Annotated in this window: 15 protein-coding genes and 1 tRNA gene; 9 read left to right on the top strand and 7 right to left on the bottom strand. The window is 59.3% G+C overall.

Annotation, left to right across the window (positions count from 1 at the left end):
• Nucleotides 1-115: 115 nt before the first annotated feature.
• Nucleotides 116-1,036 (top strand): methionyl-tRNA formyltransferase, encoded by a 921-nt coding sequence (fmt, locus tag ARB25_RS08490; RefSeq protein WP_055287353.1) that lies wholly within the window; start codon nt 116-118, stop codon nt 1,034-1,036.
• Nucleotides 1,033-2,433, top strand: a complete 1,401-nt coding sequence (locus ARB25_RS08485) for an RsmB/NOP family class I SAM-dependent RNA methyltransferase (protein ID WP_055287352.1) — start codon at nt 1,033-1,035, stop codon at nt 2,431-2,433. Before fmt ends, ARB25_RS08485 begins: the two co-directional genes overlap by 4 nt.
• Nucleotides 2,434-2,573: 140 nt before the next feature.
• Here the strand turns inward: ARB25_RS08485 and ARB25_RS08480 are convergent, their stop codons facing one another.
• From ARB25_RS08480 to glgB, 7 genes are all read right to left on the bottom strand, one after another.
• A complete protein-coding gene (locus ARB25_RS08480) occupies nt 2,574-2,810 on the bottom strand; it encodes an FmdB family zinc ribbon protein (protein ID WP_055287350.1) in 237 nt (78 codons plus the stop codon).
• An 88-nt stretch (nt 2,811-2,898) separates the two neighbouring features.
• Nucleotides 2,899-6,195, bottom strand: a complete 3,297-nt coding sequence (locus ARB25_RS08475) for a 4-alpha-glucanotransferase (protein ID WP_055287348.1) — start codon at nt 6,193-6,195, stop codon at nt 2,899-2,901.
• Between the two features lie 429 nt (nt 6,196-6,624).
• Entirely contained in the window at nt 6,625-8,916 is a 2,292-nt protein-coding gene (glgA, locus tag ARB25_RS08470; RefSeq protein WP_055287346.1) for a glycogen synthase GlgA, read from the bottom strand.
• A gap of 90 nt (nt 8,917-9,006) precedes the next feature.
• Nucleotides 9,007-10,134: a glucose-1-phosphate adenylyltransferase subunit GlgD gene (gene glgD / locus ARB25_RS08465; protein ID WP_055287344.1), complete on the bottom strand. Its 1,128-nt coding sequence runs from the start codon at nt 10,132-10,134 to the stop codon at nt 9,007-9,009.
• A 4-nt stretch (nt 10,135-10,138) separates the two neighbouring features.
• Nucleotides 10,139-11,287, bottom strand: coding sequence for a glucose-1-phosphate adenylyltransferase (locus ARB25_RS08460; protein WP_006233920.1), 1,149 nt, complete (start codon nt 11,285-11,287; stop codon nt 10,139-10,141).
• A gap of 104 nt (nt 11,288-11,391) precedes the next feature.
• Nucleotides 11,392-13,818 carry a glycogen/starch/alpha-glucan phosphorylase gene (locus ARB25_RS08455; protein WP_055287341.1) on the bottom strand — a complete coding sequence of 809 codons (2,427 nt, stop codon included), beginning with the start codon at nt 13,816-13,818 and terminating at the stop codon, nt 11,392-11,394.
• Between the two features lie 94 nt (nt 13,819-13,912).
• Nucleotides 13,913-16,171 carry a 1,4-alpha-glucan branching protein GlgB gene (glgB, locus tag ARB25_RS08450; protein WP_055287339.1) on the bottom strand — a complete coding sequence of 753 codons (2,259 nt, stop codon included), beginning with the start codon at nt 16,169-16,171 and terminating at the stop codon, nt 13,913-13,915.
• 331 nt (nt 16,172-16,502) lie between these two features.
• Here glgB and ARB25_RS08445 point away from each other — a divergent pair, with 331 nt between their 5' ends.
• The 7 genes from ARB25_RS08445 to ARB25_RS08415 form a co-directional block, all read left to right on the top strand.
• Nucleotides 16,503-17,192, top strand: a complete 690-nt coding sequence (locus tag ARB25_RS08445; protein ID WP_055287338.1) for an HAD family hydrolase — start codon at nt 16,503-16,505, stop codon at nt 17,190-17,192.
• Nucleotides 17,193-17,201: 9 nt separating this feature from the next.
• Nucleotides 17,202-17,843: a thiamine diphosphokinase gene (locus tag ARB25_RS08440; RefSeq protein ID WP_055287336.1), complete on the top strand. Its 642-nt coding sequence runs from the start codon at nt 17,202-17,204 to the stop codon at nt 17,841-17,843.
• 172 nt (nt 17,844-18,015) lie between these two features.
• A tRNA-Ala gene (locus ARB25_RS08435) sits at nt 18,016-18,091 on the top strand.
• A gap of 986 nt (nt 18,092-19,077) precedes the next feature.
• The gene (locus ARB25_RS08430; RefSeq protein ID WP_253276077.1) at nt 19,078-19,422 is read left to right on the top strand and encodes a KOW motif-containing protein; all 345 of its coding nucleotides are present in this window, start codon (nt 19,078-19,080) and stop codon (nt 19,420-19,422) included.
• 53 nt (nt 19,423-19,475) lie between these two features.
• Complete coding sequence (locus ARB25_RS08425; protein WP_216595141.1) at nt 19,476-20,270, top strand: sugar transferase; 795 nt, start codon at nt 19,476-19,478, stop codon at nt 20,268-20,270.
• Nucleotide 20,271: 1 nt separating this feature from the next.
• Entirely contained in the window at nt 20,272-21,375 is a 1,104-nt protein-coding gene (locus tag ARB25_RS08420; RefSeq protein WP_055287334.1) for a glycosyltransferase family 4 protein, read from the top strand.
• Nucleotides 21,375-22,169: glycosyltransferase (locus tag ARB25_RS08415; RefSeq protein ID WP_156327719.1), on the top strand; the 795-nt coding region annotated here is incomplete at its 3' end. The genes ARB25_RS08420 and ARB25_RS08415, both read left to right, overlap by 1 nt.

The raw sequence follows: 22,169 nt of genomic DNA, 5'->3' as shown, positions 1-22,169 counted from the left end.
CTTTGTTTTTGGGTATATTTGTTTTTGTTGAATTGTTATTGCGGATGGGCCGGGTACTTGGCTTTCCGCTGTTATTTGTAGCCGTCTCGGCTTTGGTTGAGGGGAGACGTTCTTTATGCGTATTGTGTTTATGGGTACGCCTGATTTTGCTGTGCCTTCGCTGACTTCGCTTGTTGAGGCTGGTAATGAGATTGCGCTTGTTGTTACTCGTCCCGACGCTGTTCGTGGGCGCGGTAAGAAGCTTGAGCCGTCTCCTGTTAAGGCCAAGGCGCTCGAGCTTGGCCTGCCGGTTGTTGAGGCTAATCGTATGACGGCCGAGGTTATCGAGTCGCTCCAAGCTGCCCAGGCTGATATCTTCTGTGTGGCTGCTTATGGCTGCATTTTGCCCGATGAGGTGCTGCACATGGCGCCGCTTGGTATTGTGAATGTTCATGCGTCCTTGCTGCCTCGTTGGCGTGGGGCTGCTCCTATTCAGCGTGCCATTCTTGCTGGTGATGAGGTTGCTGGCGTTTCCATTATGCGCATTGGGCATGGCGTGGATACGGGCGCGTATTGTGCCCAGGCGTCTACGTCGGTTGCCGGTAAGCATGCTGAGGCGCTCACGATGGAGCTTGGCGAGCTGGGCGGTAAGCTGTTTGCCGATACGCTTCCTTCGCTTGCCGATGGCACCGCCGTGTGGACTGAGCAAGATGAGTCGCTTGTTACCCATGCCGCCAAGATTTCTAAGCAGGAGATGCGTCTGGATCCGCAGATGGCGGCGCTCGATTGCGTGCGTCATGTGCTCGCTTCGTCCGATACCGCGCCTGCCCGTTGCGTGATTGCCGGTAAGTCGGTTCGCGTGCTCGATGCTGCGCCGGCCGATGTGTCGCTTGGCGAGGGCGCTGTTGCCGTCAAGAGCAAGCGTGTCTACCTGGGCCTTTCTGATGGCGCGGTTGAACTGCTCGAGGTTAAGCCCGATGGCAAGCGTGCCATGGCTGCTTCTGCCTGGGCTGCCGGCCTGCAGGGTGCCGAACTTAGCTGGGGTGTACTGTCATGAGCAAGTTGTCTCCCGCGCGCAAGCTTGCGCTCGATGTGTTGATGGAGGCCGATCGCCGCGGTATGTACGCACGCGACGTGTTGTCTTCCCGTGCTTCCGCCAAGGCCATTGACCAGCGTGATTCAGCTTTTGCCGCTCGTTTGGCGCTCGGTGTTGCCGCCACGCAGGGCATTTTGGATGAGCTGCTCGATCAGTTTCTCGATAAGCCCAAAAAGGTCGCGCCGCGCGTTCGTATGGCGCTTCGCATCTCGGCCTTCGAGATGCTCTATCTGCATACGCCGGGCCGCGTTGCCGTGAGTCAGGGTGTTGAGCTGGTTCGCAGCGGTGCTAAGTCTGCCGCGGGCTTGGCTAACGCGGTGCTGCACAAGGTTGCGGACAACGTTGAGGACTTTGCCACTGCGTCCGATGTGGATGAGTCTGAGCGACGCTTGGTTCGTTTGTCGCGCCTGATGGGTCTGCCGCGTTGGCTGTGCGCTCGTATTATGGCGTCGTTTGACACGCCCGAGGGTGCGCTTAACTTTGCCGGCAACTTGGCACCTGCGCCGCTGGCCCTGCATGAGAACGCCTTTGCGACTAAGTCCGATCCGTATATCTCGCAGCTCGTCGCGCCGGTCTTCCCGGGCTGCCATGCCCCGGTTGATGCCCAGGTTACCGTTGCTTCGGGTGTGTTTGAGCGTGCTGCCGCGGTGGCATCTGATCTCAACGCGCAGCTTATCGCTACAGCTGCCACGCGCCCTGGTAACTGCCTTGAGATTGGTGCCGGTCGTGGTACCAAGACCTATGTGATGATGTGCCAAGCCAAGCGTGCGGGCTATGAGCGTCAGCATACGGCGCTCGATCTGCATGATCGCAAGTGCGATCTGAATCTCGCTCGCCTGCATAAGGCCGGTATTCAGGGCGTTCGTACGGTTTCGGGTGATGCCTGCGAGCTTGATGAGGTGCTCACATCGTTTGATGCCATGCTTGGCGAGCCTGCCCTGTTCGACACGGTGTTTATCGATGCGCCGTGCTCGGGCACCGGCACCATGCGCCGTCATCCTGAGATCCCGTGGCGCCTGACCGAAAGGGACGTGACGGTTGATCTGCCCAAACTGCAGTTGACGATGCTCAAAGAGGCTGCTGCGCGCGTAACAGCCGGCGGCGAGCTGATCTATGCGACGTGCTCGGTCTTCGATGAGGAGAACATGCAGGTGGTGGATGCTTTCCTGAACTCTCCCGAGGGTGCCGGCTTTAGCGTCGCACCGCTCTCCGAGGCGCAGATCCTGCAACTTCCCGAGTTCGAACAGGCTAAGAAGCTCGTCTCTGTACGCCAGAACGATCGAGGCCTCTTCCAAAGCGTGCCGGTAAACGCCGATTCCTACGACGGCCACTTCTGTGCCAGACTGGTCCACAAGTAACGACTAAGTTGCGGTGAAATAGGGATTGAATAGCGGCTTCTACCCGCCAAACAGTCCTTATTTCACCGCAACTCATAGAGCCACCTTTAGCGCAAAGAATTAGCCCCGCGATCGGTGTCGGTCGCGGGGCTGTTTGGTTCCTAGTGGCTATGCGGGCAGTTGGCGCAGCAGCCGCTGGTGGCGTTGGTGCTGGAGCCGCCGCTTCGCTGGTCGGTGTTGTAGAAGCCGCTGCCCTCAAACTTGATGCCGCTGGCCGAGAACGTCTTGGATGCCGGGGCACCGCAGCTGGGGCATACGACCTCGGGCGTCTCGGACATGGGGTGCTCAACCTCAAACACGTTGCCACAGCTCGTGCACTTGTAATCGTAGCGCGCCATAATACTTCCTTTTCAGCACAAAGCGGGCAGATCGCTCTGCCCGCAAAAATTCAAACAGCTGTAACTGTACCCTATATCGGGGGTTTTATCACGCTTCGCCCCAGAATCTATGCGTGCTGCGCAGGAGCTTCGCAGTTTTCTCCTCGGCCGCGGCAATGTCGGCCTCCTGCGCCTGCCATGTCCAGTTGCCTGTGGCCACACCCGGCACGTTCATACGTGCATCGTCGCCCAGCCCCAGTATGTCCTGCAGCGGCGTCATAACGAGCGGAGCATCGCTTGCCAGGGCATCGCCCATGAGCTCGCTTGCCAATGCAATGCCGCTCGGCTCGTCACCGCCAGCAAAGGTGCGCGTGCACCAGCCGGCAAGCGTCGAGGTGTCGTGCGTCGAGGTGTACAGGATCTTGCCCGGTGTGGGATGAATTCCGCAGCGAACGTCGTAGTTGCTAAACTCCAGCACGTCCATGCCGGGGAAACCGCAGGTCGAAGCCATGGCGCGAACGCCAGGCGTCAGATAGCCTAGATCCTCGGCGATAAAGTTGAGCGGACCCAGCTCGTCGTAGGCGGTCTGGAACAGGTCTTTGCCCGGTCCCGCAAGCCAGCGGCCGTCGGCACAGGCCTCGCCGGCGGGGATGCTAAAGTAGCTGTGGAAACCCAGGAAGTGGTCCAGGCGCACGCGGTCGTAGAGCGAAAACGCACGACGCAGGCGATCCATCCACCAGCGATAGCCGTTCTCCTTCATGTAATCCCAGCGGAAGGTGGGGTTTCCCCACACTTGCCCCTCGGGCGCAAAGTTGTCGGGCGGCGCGCCCGAAATCTCAATCGCCTTGCCGGTGTCGGACAGCCAGAAGTTCTCGGGCTCGCTCCACGCGTCGGCCGAATCATCCGAAACATACATGGGGATATCGCCGATGACCTCGATGCCCTTCTTGTGTGCATAGTTCATGAGCTCGCACCAGGCAAGGTCAAAGCGGTACTGCATGTACGCCTGCAGCTCGGCCTCGTCGTGGAAGCGCTTGTCATCGATCAGGTGCTCGTTGTAGCGCGCGACACCCGCCGGCCAATCGTGGCGCGACAGTCCCTCAAAGTGCTTCTTTACCGCCATGTAGACGCAGTACTTCTCGAGCCAGTCGGCGTTGCGATGTTTAAACGCCGTGTACAGCGGGTCGGCATCCTCGCCGCCGCGGGTCTTCCAGGTGACGAAGTCGGCGGCCAGCTCCTCGTGGCTCTCGGGCAGCAGGTCGATATTGCCTGCAAAGGCCGAAGGACCGGCGTAGGGGGAGCGGAAGAAGTCCGTCGGGTTGACGGGAAGGACCTGCCAGTAGCGCATGCCCATGGCGGCCAGGTGGTCGATAAAACGACGCGTGGGCGCACCGATTGTGCCGGGCTTGCCGTCATCGGTCGGCACCGAGGTGATGTGGCATACGACGCCCGCGCCGTGGTCGAGCGGCTCCTGCAGGCGCTTCTCGGCATGGTGATAGATGATCGAAGAGCCCAGCGGGTACAGGTCGAGCGTGACGGTACCGTTGTGGATTTCGCACTCGTGGCCGCTGATCACGTCGCTTGCGCATTCGCCGAGCGCCGGAATCGTCACACAGTGCGAATTGCGCAGGCTGCGGTTGATGATAACCGTCGCGGCCTCGCCGTCTTTGCCCGTGCGGGTGTAGGCCAAGACGTCGTCGTTGAGCGCAAAGGCCTTGATCTCGCCATCGACCATAAACGGTAACGCGCGGCGAATGGCAGACGCGTTCTTAACAATGGCCAGCGTATCGAAGTCGTGGAGCTGGTCCTTGGTCGGCAGGGTGCGGCGGTTGCCCGGATCGGTGAGGCCCTCCAGGCCGTATTCATCGCCGTAATAAATCGAGGGCACACCCGGGAAGGTCATCTGCATGAGCGTCGCCAACCAAAAGCGGCTCTTGGCCAGGCCCATGGAGTTATCGTCCAGGCGCCATTTGCTGCGCTCGCTCTCGGGCAGCTGCGACTCGTCGGGGCCACCGCCGAGTACCGAGATAATGCGCGGGCGGTCGTGGCTCGAAAGCAGATTGAGCGCGCAGGACAATGCCTCACGCGGGTAGTTCTCGCGGAGGGTCTCGATGTCCTCGGCAGCCTGATAGGCGTTCTTGTAGCCCATCAAAAAACCGATGACCATGTCGCGGAAGGGGTAGTCCATAGCGGAGTCGAGCTCAGAGCCCTGCAGGTAGCGGCGCAGGTGGCCATAGCTGATCTTGTTGGAGGCGTCTTCCCAGACCTCGCCGAGCAGCAGCGCGTCGGGCTTCTCGGCGAGCACGGCCTTTTTGATTTCGGCAAGGAAGTCGTCGGAAAGCTCGTCGGCCACGTCCAGGCGCCAACCATGGGCACCGGCGCGCAGCCATTTGCGGATCACGCCGTCCTTGCCCAGGAGCCGCTCGCGCACCAGTTCGGAGCTCTCGTTGATGGCGGGCATGTTGCCCACGCCCCACCAGCAGTCATACGAACCGTCTTCATGGAAGTAAAACGCATCGCGCCACGGCGAGTCCTCGTTCTGCCAAGCACCGACGCCGGGATAATTGCCGTAGCGGTTAAAGTAGATCGAATCGTCGCCCGTGTGGTTGAAGACGCCGTCCAGGATGATAGAAATGCCGAGCTTCTCGGCCGCCTTGCACAGCTCCGTAAAGTCCTGCTCGGTGCCCAGAATCGGGTCGATCTTGGTATAGTCGGCCGTGTCGTAGCGGTGGTTGCTCGCGGCCTCAAAGATCGGGTTGAGGTAGATGGCCGTAAAGCCCAGCTCGGCAATGCGGGGCAGGTCATTCTGGATACCCTTGAGCGAGCCGCCGTAAAAATCCCAGGTCTTGATGGAGCCGTCTTCGGCACGCTCGTACTCGGGCGGTTCGTTCCAGTCCTCGACCATGCGGCGCTGGATTCCTTTGCGCGGTTTTTCAACTTCGGCAAGCGTGCGTTCGCGCCAGTTTTCGTCGCGGGCATAGCGATCGGGGAAGATCTGGTAGACCATGCCGCGCTCGTACCACTCGGGACGCACTTCGCGGTGCTTGTAAACGGTGATCTGGAAGGACGGAACCTCGGCGTAGTCGTAGGTTACGCCCTCGCCGCCGGTGCGGCCCTGCGGCGCGCCCAGGCGAACCTCGGGCTGGCCCTCGATGTTGCAGATAAAGCTGTACCAAATAAGACAGGGCTCGGTGCACTCAAGCTCTACGGTAAATATGCCGTCGCCCTCGTGCGTCATGGGATACAGAGACTCACCGATTTCATCGACCCAGGTACGCAGGGTAAGCGTTGCCTGGTTGGGGTCGGCATCCTCCAAAATCACCGATAGCGAAACGGAAGTTCCAGTGGTCACAGCGCCAAACGGAGTACGAAACTGCGGCAGACGGCTGTTGTGAATCAATCTCATAATACGGTCCAGTTCAATAGAATCACAGCCTGCGGGCCATGGGCTTTACGCACAGGATGTAAGTATATCTGTTGTACACAGGCTGTATAAACAACATCCGTTTACCATCGGCGAACGGTTGTCCTAGAAAATCGTTTTACCATCCAAATTTTCGCGGTATTCGAAAACGCCCAGACGGATACTATTTGTAGTCAAACAAAAGTACTTCGGTTTACTACGACGATTTGAATGATCTCAACCACAGTCATTTTAGTGATACTAAAACCGCAGGTAGAAGCGTTGCCAATTTCGTAGATTGCACGCCGTGGTCGGCCAGAGCTATTTTGTCGTAGTAAACCGGCCCTCTTTTTAATACAGAAGTTCAACCAAGAAGAGGGCGCCTAATTGGGGCGCCCTCTTTTGCGTTGGATTAAGTTTTAATCGTCCAGACTAGTGACGCTTGCGGGTAGCCGTTGCCTTACGGACGGAGGTCTTCTTGGTCGGAGCCTTTTCCTCGGCCGGAGTGGCGGGGGAGACCGGGGTCTCCTTGGTGGGCTCGGTCTTTACCTTAGCCTTGGGAGCGGTCTTGACCTCGGCGACCTTCGGCGTCGGCTCGGCCTTTACTGCGGGCTTGTCCTCGTCCTTTGCCTCTGCCTTGGGAGCTGCAGCCTTGGTCGTGGTCTTCTTGGCCGTCGTCGTAGAGCGCTTGCGCGTGGTGGTCTTGGCGGCCGGCTTTGCCTCGACAGCTGCCTTGGCCTTGGGCTCGGAGGGCGCCTCCTCGACCTTGTCGGCGGGCTTTACAGCAGCCTTCGGGGTCGTCTTCGCCGCGGCCTTCGTCGTGGCAGCCTTGGTCGTCGTCGACTTCGTAGCCGTGGCCTTCTTGGCGGTCGTGGTCTTGGTCGTGGTCGTCTTCTTGGCAGCGGTCTTGACCGGAGCCTTTGCCGCGGGCTCGGCCTTTACCTCAGGAGCGACCTCGGCCTCGGCGGCCTTCTTGGAAGCGGCGGTCTTACGCTTGCGCGTAGTCGTTGCCTTGGCAGTAGTTGCCTTGGCAGCGGTGGTCTTGCTCGCAGTGGCCTTCTTAGCCGTCGTCTTGCGGGCCGTCGTCTTCTTGGCGGCAGGCTTCGCGTCGGGCTTAACTTCGGCCTTGGCCGCCGGCTTCTCCTCGGCCTTGGGCTCCTCAGCGGCTGCGGGCTCCGTAACAGTCGCCGCAGGCTCGGCCTCAGCGGCAGCGGGCTCATCGACAGCTGCAACCTCAGTCACAGCCGCCGGGCGCTCAATCTCCGGGTGCATAAAGAAATACAGGTCCAGATACTTGTCGGCCGAACGCGTCCAGCTAAAGTCCTGGCTCATGGCCTGCGTGACCAGCTGGTTCCAGGCGTCGCGGTTATCCCAGAACAGACGCGCCGCGCGGAACACCGCGTCGCCCATCTCGTCGCCGTTAAAGTTGGTAAACGAGAAGCCCGTACCCTCGCCGGTAAACTCGTTGTACGGGATCACGGTGTCCTTCAGGCCACCGGTCTCGCGCACGATGGGTAGTGTACCGTAGCGCATGGCGATGATCTGCGACAGGCCGCAGGGCTCAAACTTCGAAGGCATCAGGAACATGTCGGCAGCAGCATACATGCGCTGCGACAGCGCCGGATCGAACTCGATGCGTGCGGCCATGGTGCCGGGGTACTTGTCCTGGAAGTAGCGCAGGCCGTCCTCGTAGTCGCGGTCTCCGGTGCCCAGCACGGCCACCTGAACGCCGCCGGACAAGATGCGGTCGAGCGCGTACATGACCAGGTCCATGCCCTTCTGGCGCGTCAGGCGCGTGACCATTACCATGAGCGGGCGGTCGTCGCGAACCTCGAGGCCCAGCTCCTCCTGCAGCTTGGCCTTGCACACGGCCTTGCCGGAACGGTCCTCCGCGGTGTAGTTTGCGGCAATGCGCTTGTCGGTCGCCGGGTCAAAGCCCGCCACGTCGATGCCGTTCAAAATGCCCTGCAGCGCATAGGAACGCTCGCGCAGCACACCGTCCAGGCCCTCGCCAAATTCGGGCGTCTGGATCTCGTTGGCATAGGTAGGGCTCACCGTGGTGATGGCGTCGGCATAGCGCAGGGCGCCCAGCATGTAGTTGATGCTGCAGGCGTCGCAACGCAGCTGCGAGGCGGCCGCCGGAATATGCGCCACACCCAGGATGTCCTCCATCACGGTGTCGCTAAACTGGCCCTGGAACGCCACATTGTGGATCGAGAACACGGTCTTGACGCGCTTGTAGAGCGGCAAGCCCTGGTAGAACTCGCGCAGGAACACGGGCGCCAGTGCCGTCTGCCAGTCGTTGCAGTGTAGAATGTCGCATTCAAAGCCGGACGGCAGGTGCTGTAGGCTCTCGGTGATGGCCTTGGAGAAGAACGCGAAGCGCTCGCCGTCGTCAAAGAAGCCGTACGGATAGTCGCGCGCAAAGTAGCGCTCGTTGTCGATGAACATATAGGTGACGCCGTCGTGCTCGAGCTTCTCAAGACCGCAGTACTCGTTGCGCCAGCCCAGGCTCACGTAAAAATCGGAGAAGTGCTCCATCTGCGCCTTGTACTCGTCCTTGATGGTGGCGTACTTGGGCACCATCACGATGACTTCGGCGCCGGCGCGCACAAGCGCCGCGGGCAGCGAGCCCGCCACGTCGCCCAGGCCACCGGTCTTCACAAACGGCGCGCACTCGGCCGAGGCAAACACGATCTGCATCTTTTTGTTGGTTTCTGCCATATTGTCTCCCATGTTGCAATTCGAGAATAGCCGCCTGGCGCTAACCGGGCGGCTATTCTACATGTTACGAGCGATGTTGCGGTGCCAACGTTAACGTACGATGGTGGTGTTGGAAGTTAACGGAGCCTTGCCCAGCACCAGGATGTTCTCGGGCGTGCCGCGAAGCTCGGTGTTGGTGGGAACCACGTTGTTCTTGTCCAGGATGGCATTCTCAACACGGGCGCCACTCTTGATGATGCAGCTCTGGTTGATGATCGAGTTGGTCACCGAGGCTCCTTCCTCGACCACAACGCCGCGCGACAGGATCGAGTTGCGCACGGTGCCCTTGATGATGCAGCCGGCCGAGATGATCGAGTTGCACGCGTGGCTGCCGGTCGCATAGCGCGAAGGCGGCACGTCGTGAGCCTTGGTCAGGATCGGGCGCTCGGGATCGAAGAGCTGGTCGGCCACGGTCTGGTCGAGCAGGTCCATGCTGCGGCGATACAGCGACTTCTCGCTAAACACGCCCACGACCTCGCCCTTGTACTCGTAGCTGCACACATCGATGTTGCCAAAGTCGCCCTGGAGTGCCTCGAGCAGGTCCAGATAGTCGGCGGCCTGGTAGTGGTCGATGATCTCGAGCAGCGTCTCGCGGTTGACGATGCAGCAGTCCATGGAGGCGTTGTCGCCGTACACGACGCCGGCGCTCACGCCCGTCAGGCGACCGTTCTCGTTAATTTCGATTTTGGTCTCGTCATCGACGTTGTGCGTGGCCTTGCAGTACACCACGGTCATCTGGGCACCGGAGTTCTCGTGCGCGTCGATGATGGTGTTGAGGTCCATATTGAAGATGATGTTGGTGCCCATCATCACAACATAGGGCTTGTCTGAGCGCTGGAACAGCGTCTTGTTGGAGATGATGTCGCGCAGCAAGAAGCGCATGCCGCCCTTGGTGGTGCCATACGCGTTGCCGGGCACCATAAACAGGCCGCCCTTCTTGCGGTCCAGGCCCCAGTCCTTGCCCGAGCCCACGTGGTCGATCAGCGAGCGGTAGTTGCCCGGCATGACGACACCGACGGTCTTGATGCCGGCATTCATCATGTTGGACAGCGGGAAGTCGATCAGGCGGTAGCGACCCAAAAACGGGACGGACGCGATGGGGCGGTCCTTGAGCAGCACGCTGCCGTAGGTCGAAGAGTAGTTAGCGGTGATATAACCGATGGCCTTGCGATTGATCATCGGATCATTCCCCCTTCCCGATAACGACGTCATTTCCAACGACGGCCGTATCCTTGGTGGTATCGACAGAGCCGAGCTTCACGCCCTCTTCGACCGTGGAGTTCTCGCCCAAAATAGCGCGGCAGATGTGCGCGCCGCTCTTAACGTGCGCACCCGGCAGCAACACGGAGTCCTCGACCACGGCGCGCTCCTCGATGATGACATCGGTCGAAAGGATTGAGTGACGAGCGGTGCCGTAGATCTTGCAGCCGTTGGAGACCAGGCAGTCGTCCAGTCGGCCGTCCGGACCAATGTAGTGCGGCGGACGCGTGGTGATGTTGGACATGATGGGGAAGTGCTTGTCAAACAGATCGAACTCGGGGTTGTTGCCCAGCAGGTCCATCGAGGTCTCGTGGAAGCTGGCGATGGTGCCGACGTCCTTCCAGAAGCCGTGGAACTCGTAGCTGTACAGGCGCTTGCCCTCGCCAAGCAGCTTGGGGATGATGTCCTTGCCAAAGTCGTGGCTCGAGCGCTGGTCCAGAGCGTCCTCCTCGAGTGCCTCGATCAGCACGTCGGCCGAGAAGATGTAGATGCCCATGGACGCGAGGTTCGAATCGGGCTTATCGGGCTTCTCGGTGAACTTGGTGATGCGGCCGTCCTCGGGGTCGGTGGTCAGGATGCCAAAGCGGCTGGCCTCCTCCCACGGCACGGGCATAACGCTCACCGTGAGGTCGGCGTTGTTCTCGATGTGCGTCTTGAGCATCTTGCGGTAGTCCATGCGATACAGGTGATCGCCCGAAAGAATCAGGACGTACTTGGGGTCGTTGGCCTTGATGTAGTCGAGGTTCTGCGTAATGGCGTCGGCCGTGCCCGCATACCAGGCGCCACCGGTCTGCGTCTCGTACGGCGGCAGGATCGACACGCCGCCGTCACGGCTGTCTAGATCCCACGCCTCGCCGGAGCCCACGTAGGCATGCAGCAGGTAGGGACGGTACTGCGTCAGAACGCCCACCGTGTCGATGCCCGAGTTAGAGCAGTTGGAGAGCGAAAAGTCGATAATGCGGAACTTGCCACCAAAGCTAACCGCCGGCTTAGCGATCTTTTGGGTGAGTGCCCCCAATCGGCTGCCCTGTCCTCCTGCGAGGAGCATCGCGATGCATTCTTTCTTACTCATCGATTTCTCCTTCTGTCATCGATGTTTCTAACCCATTAGCGGTGGGCACGGCGCCTGGTCGCGCCCACCGAATAATGCCGTGCGGCAAAGGGAACTCGCGGCCTTTACGCGTGCCAGATCTCGTCGCGGTACTCGCGAATGGTGCGGTCGCTCGAGAACCAGCCCGAGGAGGCGGTGTTGAGCAGCGCCTTGCGGTTCCAGGTCTCCTGGTCGCCGTAGCTGCCGGTGAGCTTTTCCCATGCATCCACGTAGCTGCGGAAGTCTGCCATAACCAGGTCGGGATCGTTGTTGTTCATGAGCTCGTTGTAGATGCTCTCGAAGTTGCCCGAAAGACCCGCAAAGGTGTTGTCCTTGAGCTCGTCCATCACGCGGCCCAGACGCTCGCGGTCGCCGTTGAGGGTATCCCACGCAAAGTAGCTGTTGGATGCCCAGAGCTGCTCGACCTCGGGAGCGGTCAGGCCAAAGATGGCCTCGTTCTCGCGGCCGGCCAGGTCGGCGATCTCGATGTTGGCGCCGTCGAGGGTACCCAGCGTAATGGCGCCGTTCATCATGAGCTTCATGTTGGACGTGCCCGAGGCCTCCTTACCGGCCGTGGAAATCTGCTCCGAGATCTCGGCGGCGGGGTAGATGAGCTGGGCGTTGCTCACACGGAAGTTGGGAATAAAACAGACCTTCATAACCTCGTTGACGCGGGGGTCGTTGTTGATGACCTCGGCCACCGAGTTAATGAGGCGGATGGTCTCCTTGGCGAAGGTGTAGCTCGAGGCAGCCTTGCCGCTAAAGATGAAGGTCGTCGGCGTCACGTGGAAGTTGGGATCGGCGATGCGACGGTTGTAGATGTCCATCACCTTCATGATGTTCATGAGCTGGCGCTTGTAGGCGTGGAAGCGCTTTACCTGGACATCGAAGACGGTGTTGGGGTCAATAATCAGACCGGTCTCGGCCTTGACGTAGGCGGCCAGGCGTTCCTTGTTGGCGCGCTTGGAGGCACCCACGGCCTTCAGGAACTCAGTGTCGTCCTTAAACTCCTTGAGCTTCTCCAGCTCAAAGGCGTCCTTCAGCCAGCCGTCGCCAATGGCCTCGGTCACGAGCTTGGCATAGGAGGGGTTGGCCTCGGCAAAGAAGCGACGGTGCGAGATGCCGTTGGTCTTGTTGTTGAACTTCTCGGGCGTCAGGGCATAGAAGTCCTTGAGCACGATGTTCTTGATGATGTCGGAGTGGATCTTGGCCACGCCGTTGACGCTGTGGCTGCAGATCACGGACAGGTTGGCCATGCGAATCTCACCGTCCCACAGGATGGCGGTCTGGCGCAGACGCTCCTGCCAGCCCTCCTGCGTGGTGTCGAACGACTCGTGCCAACGACGGCTGATCTCGTCGATGATCTGGTACACACGGGGGAGGAGCTTGGAGAACGTGCCGATGGGCCACTTCTCCAGGGCCTCGGGCAGGATGGTGTGGTTGGTATAGCTCACGACCTGCGTCACGATGTTCCAGGCGTCATCCCACTCGAGCTTCTTCTCGTCGATGAGGATGCGCATGAGCTCGGGTCCGCACATGGCGGGGTGCGTGTCGTTGGTGTGGATGGCCACAAACTGCGGCAGCAGCTCCCAGTTCTCGCCGTGCTCCTTCTCAAAGGTGTCGAGCAAGCTGTAGATGCCGGCCGAAACAAACAGGTACTCCTGCTTCAGGCGCAGCAGACGGCCGTGCTCGCCGGCGTCGTTGGGGTAGAGGATGGCGCTGATGGCCTCGGCCTCGGCGCGCTCGGCGTCTGCCAGGGCATAGTCGCCGCGGTTGAAGGCCTCCAGATCGAAGTGCTCCTCGACCGGCTCGGCGGCCCATACGCGCAGCTTGTTGACGGTCTCGCCGGCATAGCCCACGACGGGGATGTCATAAGGGACGGCCAGGATGTCCTGCGTATCCACAGTGCGGTAGAACGTGCGGCCGTTCTCCTCAAAGCCCTCAACATGGCCACCAAACTTAATGGTTACGGCCTTGTCCTGACGGCGGACCTCCCAGGGATAGCCGTGGGTGAGCCACTCGTCGGTGGCCTCGACCTGGCTGCCGTTGACGATCTCCTGCTTAAACAGGCCGTAGCGGTAGCGCATGCCGTTGCCGTAGCCGGCAATGCCCTCGGCTGCCATGGAATCCAGGAAGCATGCGGCCAGACGGCCCAGGCCACCGTTGCCCAGCGCCGGATCGGGCTCCTGGTTCTCGATGACGGACAGGTCGAAGCCCATGTCGTCGAGCGCCTCGGCGACCATGTCACGCACGCCAAAGTTGAGCAGGTAGTTGTCGAGCAGGCGGCCGATCAAAAACTCGATCGAGAAGTAGTACACGCGCTTTTTGCCCTCGGCGGTGGCGCGGGCGTCACTCTTGGTGGCAACGGTGCGTGCCTTCTCGGCCACGAGCTTGGCCAGGGCGTTAAAGCGGTCGAGGTCGCTAGCGGCCTCGATGCTCTTGCCACTGATGCTCATGACAGCATCGCGATAGAGCTCGGTAAACTCCTGCTTGTTGTCGAAGATCTTATTCATACGTTCCTTTCCCCCGGGGATGTTTCTCCCGGAACGGTTTTGACTTGTATCCTACGCCCCCGCGGGGCGGGTGATTACAGCTGTAACGGCTTTGTTACGCATCCTTGCCAGATGCTTTAACAGCGCCTGTCTTAGCCTTGGGAGCAGCCTTTTTATTGGTTGCCTTCTTGGCCTTGGGCTTAGCCGTAGCCTTGGCAGCGGGCTTGGCGGACTTCGCCTTAACCGGAGCCTTCTTGGCAGCCGCGGTCTTGGGCTTCACCGAGGACGTGCGCTTACGCGCCGCCTTCTTGGGCTCCTCGATCACGGGCGGCTTATAGCTGCTGGGACCGCGGCGCTTAAGCACCACGCCTGCCAGGCCGGGCACCTTAATCTCGATAGAGTCCATCTGCCCGTTCCAGGGATAGGGCTCGCTCGAGCAGGTGTAGGGTTCCTCGCCGGCGTATCCGCTGCCGCCAAACTCGGGACGGTCGGAGTCAAAGATGACCTCCCAATCGCCCTCGCGCGGCACGCCCACTCGGAAGCTCTCATAGCTCTCCGGGTCAAAGTTGATCAGGATCACCAGGTCGTCATCGACGTCCTCGCCCTGACGGACAAAGCTCACGATGGACTGCTTGGAGTTGTCCGCGTCGATCCAGGTAAAGCCATCGTCGGTGTAGCCGCGCTCGTACAGGGCGGGCTCGGCGGTATACAGGTGGTTAAGCGCCTTGATGAACGCCTGATGATGACGGTGGGTCTCGTACTCCTCGGTCAGGAACCACTGAATGGACTCGTAGTAGCGCCATTCAATAAACTGGCCGATCTCGTTGCCCATAAAGTTGAGCTTGGCACCGGGGTGCGTCATCTGGTAGAAGGCCAGCGTGCGCAGGCCGGCAAACTGGCGCCACCAGTCGCCCGGCATACGGCCGATGAGCGAGCACTTGCCGTGCACGACTTCGTCGTGGCTCAGCGGACAGATAAAGTTCTCGGTAAAGGCATACATGATGGAGAACGTGAGCAGGCCGTGGTTGCCGGGGCGCCACGGAAAATCGGTCTGCATGTAGTGCAGGGTGTCGTTCATCCAGCCCATGTCCCACTTGTAGTGGAAACCCAGGCCGCCGTCCTGCGGCGGGTAGGTCACGAGCGGCCACGCGGTGGACTCCTCGGCCATCATCATCACGTCGGGGTAGTGCGCCTCAACAGCACAGTTGACCTGGCGGATAAACGCGCTGGCGTCCAGGTCCTCCTCGGTACCGTACTTGTTGAACTTCTTTTGGCTGGGATCGTCAATGCCAAAGTTGAGGTACAGCATACTGGACACGCCGTCCATGCGAATGCCGTCCACGTGGAAGTTCTCAAGCCAGTACAGCACGTTGGAGACCAGGAAGGAGCGTACCTCGCCGCGGGCGAAGTCAAACTTGTGCGTGCCCCAGTTGGGGTGAATCTCGTGCTCAAACAGCATGTGGCCGTTAAAGGTGGCAAGGCCGTGGGAGTCGGCGCAAAAACCGCCGGGAACCCAGTCCATGATCACGCCGATGCCTGCCTCGTGGCACGTATCGATAAAGTGCATGAGCTGCTGCGGGTTGCCGTAGCGCGACGTGGCGGCGTAGTAACCGGTCGTCTGGTAGCCCCAGGAGCCATCGAAGGGATGCTCCATAAGCGGCATGACTTCGATATGCGTATAGCCCATATCGCGGACGTAGTCCACGAGCTCCACCGACAGGTCGTCGTAGGTGTAAAACTCACCGCGCTGCGCGGGGAAGGGGTCCATGGGACCGGGGTAGTTGCCGTACTCGTCGGGCTCGCCCTGCGGCGCGTCGCCGTGGCGCTTCCACGAGCCAATATGCACCTCGTAGATGTTAAGGGGTTGCGACATGTGGTTATGGCCGGCGCGTCGCTTGAGCCAAGCCGCGTCGTTCCACTGGTAGCCATCGAGGGTCCACAGCACGCTGGCGGTACCCGGAGGGCACTCGGCCTTAAAGGCGTACGGATCGGCCTTGTAGAGCTTTTCGCCCTCGTTGGTCTCGATGAGATATTTATAGAGCTGGCCCTGCTCGGCGCCAGGAATAAAACCTTCCCAAATAGCGCTCGTATGCATGGGCACCAGCGGGTTGGCTTGCTCGTCCCAGTCGTTAAATTCGCCAATGACGTGAACACTCTTTACGCCGGGCGCCCAAACGCAAAAACGCCAGCCGCGCGTACGGTTCTGCGTGTCGGGGTGCGCGCCCATCTTTTCCCAGCTGCGCTCCCACGTGCCGATGCCAAACAGGTAGACATCGTCCTTGGTGAGCTCCGGCGCGTGCGGGGCGGCTTTACGGGTAGCAGGCTTTTTTGTTGCTGGCTTTAGCTTTGTATCGCTCACGTTTGATCCCATCATGACGCGGCAGCGTGTTGCCTTGGTGACTAGATGCGAAAGGTCCAAGGCTGCACGAATCGAAGGGACGGCGATAGTTCTATGATTCGTTCCACCTCGCGTGCTCGGTGGAACTTTCGGCACAAAATAAGATAGCACCTGTACGTTACTTTTATGAACGAAAGAGGATTTGCAGGGGCGTTTAATCGGTAAGCGCCATGTTTATACCACTTGCAGAATTGCCGTGGTAAAACTCTTGACAGTTTTACCAATTAGCGTTTCTAGATTGTTAGGTTGACGTTAGGTAAAACGTTTTTAGCAGGTTGTTTACCATTTGACATCGAAAGGCTCGTTTATGAACCACATCGCTGCCCCAAGTGTTGCTTTTATTTTCGATTGCGACGGCACGCTGGTTAATAGCACCCCCGTTTGGGCCTATGCCCAGCCCGAGTTATTGCACCGCCACGGAGTTGACGTGACGGTCGATGATTTTGCTCAGTTTGAGCATTTGTCGCTCGAGGATGAGTGCCAGGCCTACCACGACATCTGGGGTATTGGCGAAAATGGCGAAGAGCTCTACCACGAGCTGAGCGACATCCTGATCGATGGCTACTCCAAGGTGCCGCCGCGTGAGGGCCTGCTTGCATTTTTGAAGCAGGCGCAGGAGGCCGGTATTGCCATGTGCGTTGCCACGTCCACGCCCGCCGAGTTGGTTAAGTCTGCACTTGCGGGCGCCGGCCTTGATCGCTATATGGAGTTTATTACCACGACGGGCGAGGCGGGCCGCTCCAAGCAGTTCCCCGATGTGTATGAGCTGGCGCTGCGCCGCCTTGAGGAGCGCCACGGCTGCAAGTTTGAGCGCGCCTGGGTGTTTGAGGACGCCGTCTTTGGCCTAAAGAGCTCTGGCACTGCAGGCTTTAAGCGCGTGGGTATCTATGACCCGCACGGCCGTATGGAGCGCGATGAGGTGCGTGCCAACTGCGACATCTTTATCGATAGCTATGAGGAACTGGATCTGGCCCGCGTTCTTACGTTTGAGGGATAGGCGAGAGCTGTGGCTTGTAAGGTGTTAGTGGTCTGCGGCTCGCCCGTGGTGGCGAGCGCGGATTTGCTTCGTCAGCTGGCGGGGGAGTGCGACCACGTTGTCGCCGTGGACCGCGGACTCGATGCGCTGCTGGGCGCGGAACTGGGCTGCGATGTATATGTAGGGGACGCCGACACGGTTAGCGATAAGGGCCGAGCGCTAGTCGAAGCCGCCAAAGACTTCGAAGTAGAGCGCCACAATCCCTACAAGGACTATACCGATCTGGCGCTAGCGCTCGATTCCGTTCGCCGTCGTTGGCCGGGTGCCGACGTGGTTGCGACCTGCACCACGGGTGGCCGTCCTGATATGGCGCTTTCCGTACTGGGGTTGCTTGCAGGCTACGATGACGCCGCAGTCTGGATTGCCGAGGACAAGGTAGTCGCCCGTATCCTTCGCGCTGGCGAATCGTGGGCCATCGAAAGCGCCGAAGGCAAAACGTTCTCCATCATCGCCATTGCCCCCAACACCGAGGTAAGCGAGCGCGGCCTAGAATGGGAACTAAATCATTCCCCCCTAGGACTCTTGGCTGACACGGGCATCTCTAATGTCGTCCGGAAAACGGCCAAGATCCAAGTCCACCAAGGAACCGCAATCGCTTACCTCTACAAGTAAGGTGCCGCCGCGTGAGGGTTTTATCGGGACGGTGGGCTGAATTGACTGATTTTGCCGAAGTCATAATCAGTCAATTCAGCCCCGTCCCAGGAAAACCCGTAAGTGCGAGAATCAACCCAAAAAAAACTTCTTGCACAACTAAGAATCTTCCCCTATAGTATCTCCTCGTCACGGGGGCGTAGCTCAGCTGGGAGAGCGCTTGACTGGCAGTCAAGAGGTCAGGGGTTCGATCCCCCTCGTCTCCACCATCGTGAATGCAAAGGCCTTCAGTATTACGAAGGCCTTTTTTCATGCCAAAACACCTCGCGCAGAAACCCCTTCCACATCAACAAAAAGTTGCACAATTTTTTCCCATGTCTGTACATAGTTTGTTAGACAAACGCGATTATCAGTGTAGGTCGCCGCTCCATATGGGCTTCAGGAACGTCCCTAATCACCGCCAGTACCTCAATAACCTGCATCAATGTGAACAACATCCCAAAACAACCCACTTGAACACGTTAAATGAACGATAAGTTGTCCTCCACAAGCCAAATCAGTTTCACTAACAGCTTGTGCTAGGATACCTAACGTTACATGAGTTCATCTGTGCTCGCGGCTCCAGCAAGTTGCAAAGCGCAGGGTCGATCAGCATCCGGCCGTAACGGCGGTGCCAGAAACACCACGAGCTCCAATATCGATTGCCATGCGCGATTTTGCATTAGTTTTTGTGGCTTTTTATAAGTTCGCATTACGCTGTGCAATAAGTTGCGTTCGGCAAACCACAGCAGTCCTGCAGCTGTTTGCGTGCGGTTCAGTTTTGTACCCGCTTGACTGGGTCGCACGCAGCCAGCTGGGGTCGCGGTTATTTTTGCGATACACGTCCGCGACTCTAGCAACTGCTTCTATACATACCGTTCACGGTGGGGCAGAGCCACGTGCTTGTCTGACTGGGCTCAGGGTTTGAATATGGAGCGCCTTCGCGCACAAGCGCCCTGGCGAAGCCATACCCAAACCCCGTGAGCCACACGTAAGACAGCAAGGGGGTGGTGCTCGTGTGGTATGTGATCCAGGTCATTAACGGTCGCGAAGACGTAATGCGCGAGCGCATCGAGCGTATGGTGCCGGCTGGTGCCATGCAGGAGCTCTTTTATCCCCAATTTCAAACCGAGATAAAATACACGGCGAATGGGTCGATACGACCAAGCCGCTCTTTCCCGGTTACCTTATCTGCGATACGGCAGATCCCCGCACCGTGCAACAGTATCTGCTGCGTATGGACGACTTTGCCCGGGTGTTATCCCAGGACGGTCAGTTTGTGCCGCTGGCAAAAGAAGAGGTCCAGCTTATTGGCGGCTTTACGCATAGGGGAGACCGCGTAGTGCCCATGAGTGAGGCCCTAAAAGACGGTGACCGGGTCGTAGTGACGGCAGGTCCGCTGCTGGGCCACGAAGGCCTTATCAAAACCATTAACAGACGCAAGAGCACTGCTTATTTGGAGCTCGACTTGTGCGGCCGACGCGTAACCACCCGCGTTGGCCTTGCGGTGCTTTCAAAAGAGCAGCGCGTTATGCGCAATCACAGAAGAGCGATCGCCTAGCTGCAAGCTCGCAAGCGGACGACTGAAGGCAAAAAGTATCGGGGGAGGGGCTCTTGGAGCCTACGATGATGACCATGGCACAGGGCGCGCGGGAGACGCGCACGGCCGCCACGGCGAATTCCGTCACTGCCGCAGCCGGTGCTGCGGGGGATTACCTTACAAACGAAGAAGCGTACAAGATGCTGCGCGGTGCCAACTCCGGCGTGAAGCCCGAGCTTGGGCACAGGCTCTACCGCGTTGTTAAGCGTACGGTGGACATTGTCGCCGCCGGCGGAGCCCTGGTGTTGCTCTTTATTCCCGGGGTAATTCTGAGCGTGGTCATTTGCATAAAGAGCCCGGGCGCCAGCCCCCTATATTCACAGTGGCGCGTGGGCCGCGTGCGCAAAGACGGCACGTTCTACCTGTTTAAGATCTACAAGTTCCGCAGCATGGTTCCCAACGCAGACCAAATGCTCAAGGACTTGCAGGCCCAAAACGAGGCCACTGGCCCCATGTTTAAAATGAAGCACGACCCGCGCATTATTCCCGGTGTGGGTAACTTCATTCGCAAGCACAGCATCGACGAGCTGCCCCAGCTCATCAACGTGTTCTTGGGCCAAATGAACCTCATTGGCCCGCGCCCCGGCCTGCCGCGCGAGGTTGCCCTGTACAGCGAGCACGACATGAAGCGCCTGGCGGTAAAACCCGGCTGCAGCGGTCCTTGGCAGGTAATGGGCCGCAGCTACCTGGGCTTCAACGAAATGGTTGAGCTGGATCTTGACTATATAGAGAATCGCAGCCTGCGCCAGGACCTGCGGTTGATATTCGGCACGCTGAAGACGATGTTCTCTGGGGAAGGTGCCGTGTAGCATGCGCATCGCCATGATAGGCCAAAAGAGAACGGGTTCGCGCGAGGGCGGCGTAGAAGTGGTGGTAGGCGAGCTTGCTCGCCGTATGGCAGACCTTGGTCACCAAGTAACCTGCTACGACCGTATGGGCGAAGGAGCTCCTTCCGAGCCCTACGAGAAGGATGGCTACCGCATCGTTCCCGTAAAGGCTCTGGACATCAAGGGGCTCTCTGCGCTCACGAGCAGCTTTGCCGCAACAAGGGCCGCCATCAAAGACGGGGCAGACGTAATTCACTATCACGCAGAGGGGCCGTGTGTCCCCCTTCGTTTTGCGCGTTCCGCGGACATCAGGACCGTGGCAACGATCCACGGCCTGGACTGGCAGCGTGCAAAATGGGGCGGCTTGGCTTCCAAGTACATCAAGTTCGGCGAGGCGACGGCGGCCAAGTGCGCGGATGCGCTCATCGTGCTTTCCCGGGGCAATCAGGAGTACTTCAAGGAGGCTTACGGCCGCGAGGCTACGCTCATTCCCAACGGCATCACTCCCGAGGCGGATCTTCCCGCGAAGGAGATCTCCGAGCGCTTGGGGCTCACCCAGGGCTCCTATGTCCTCTACCTCGGTCGCATTGTGCCCGAGAAGCGACCGGAACTGTTGGTGGAGGCGTACAAGCAGGTAAAGACGGATAAGCGCCTGGTTATCGCGGGCGACTCCTCCGATACGGACGACTACGCCGTGGCGCTCAAAGAGGCTGCCGCGTCCGACCCCCGCGCGCTCTTTACCGGCCACGTTGAGGGCAACCTGCTCTCCGAGCTGTACTCCAACGCGTATTGCTACGCGCTCCCCTCCGACGTTGAGGGCCTGCCCATGAGCTTGCTGGAGGCCATGTCTCACGGTGCGGCATGCATTACCTCGGATATTCCCGAGTGCGCGGATGTTCTGCAGGGTTGCGGGCTCACGTTCCCACACGGAGACGCGGGGGCGCTGCGCGACGTGCTTGAAGGCCTGATAGCGGATTCTGCCCAAGCGGAGAGGCTGGGCGCCATGGCACGTGACCGCGCGATTAATGGCTATGACTGGAACAGCGTCGTCCAAAGGACGCTTGCTTTGTATGAGGGTGTTGCGTAATGAAGATCCTTCTTGTAAATAAGTTTCATTGGCGCAAGGGTGGAAGCGAGACGTACTACTTTGCTCTTGCCGATGGTCTTCGCGCTCTTGGGCATGAAGTTGCCTTCTTCAGCATGAAGGATGAGCGTAATGAGCCGACTGAGTGGTCGCGTTACTTTGTAACGAATCGCGACTATAACGGACCGAGCTCTATTGTCGATAAGGCGAAGGCCGCGCAGGCACTTGTGTATTCCAAAGAGGCGCGCGAGAAGTTCGATGCGCTGTGCCGTGAATTCCAGCCCGATGTAATCCATCTCAATCTCACTCATAGGCAGATTACGTTTTCCATCTTGGACGCTCCTTGGCTAAAGCAGCATCCAACGCCGGTTGTGTATACCTCGCACGACTTGATTCTTGCTTGCCCGAGCTATCTTATGCTTGATTCCGAGGGCAACGTTTGCGATTCGTGTCTCGGGGGTCATTTTGGCAATTGCCTTAAGAAGAAGTGCGTAAAGGGTTCGATCGCAAAAAGCGCGTTAGCGGTGGCTGAGGCGGAGTGGCTTAAACGGCACAAAACCTATTCACGTCTCGATCGCATCATCTGCCCGAGTGAGTTCATGCGGAACAAGTTTATTGAAGCGGGGCTTCCCGAGCGTCAGCTTGTCCTCATGCGGAATTTCCTGAATCCCGATTCGATGTCACGGGAAGTTGCCAACCAAAATAATGAAGATCCCTACATGCTGTATCTGGGACGCCTTTCTCGCGAGAAAGGCGTGTTAACGCTCGTGCATGCTTTTGAGAAGGCGGCACCGGTG

Source organism: Collinsella aerofaciens (assembly GCF_001405375.1).
GTDB classification, from domain to species: Bacteria; Actinomycetota; Coriobacteriia; order Coriobacteriales; family Coriobacteriaceae; genus Collinsella; species Collinsella aerofaciens_F.
This window is presented reverse-complemented; position numbering and strand designations above follow the sequence as displayed.

Bases quoted from the DNA above. Each gene is read 5' to 3' on its own strand.
- ARB25_RS08480 (WP_055287350.1), bottom strand. From the start codon at position 2,810: ATGGCGCGCTACGATTACAAGTGCACGAGCTGTGGCAACGTGTTTGAG.
- glgB (WP_055287339.1), bottom strand. From the start codon at position 16,171: ATGATGGGATCAAACGTGAGCGATACAAAGCTAAAGCCAGCAACAAAA.
- ARB25_RS08460 (WP_006233920.1), bottom strand. From the start codon at position 11,287: ATGAGTAAGAAAGAATGCATCGCGATGCTCCTCGCAGGAGGACAGGGC.
- fmt (WP_055287353.1), top strand. From the start codon at position 116: ATGCGTATTGTGTTTATGGGTACGCCTGATTTTGCTGTGCCTTCGCTG.
- glgD (WP_055287344.1), bottom strand. From the start codon at position 10,134: ATGATCAATCGCAAGGCCATCGGTTATATCACCGCTAACTACTCTTCG.
- ARB25_RS08475 (WP_055287348.1), bottom strand. From the start codon at position 6,195: ATGAGATTGATTCACAACAGCCGTCTGCCGCAGTTTCGTACTCCGTTT.
- glgA (WP_055287346.1), bottom strand. From the start codon at position 8,916: ATGGCAGAAACCAACAAAAAGATGCAGATCGTGTTTGCCTCGGCCGAG.
- ARB25_RS08485 (WP_055287352.1), top strand. From the start codon at position 1,033: ATGAGCAAGTTGTCTCCCGCGCGCAAGCTTGCGCTCGATGTGTTGATG.
- ARB25_RS08445 (WP_055287338.1), top strand. From the start codon at position 16,503: ATGAACCACATCGCTGCCCCAAGTGTTGCTTTTATTTTCGATTGCGAC.
- ARB25_RS08420 (WP_055287334.1), top strand. From the start codon at position 20,272: ATGCGCATCGCCATGATAGGCCAAAAGAGAACGGGTTCGCGCGAGGGC.
- ARB25_RS08455 (WP_055287341.1), bottom strand. From the start codon at position 13,818: ATGAATAAGATCTTCGACAACAAGCAGGAGTTTACCGAGCTCTATCGC.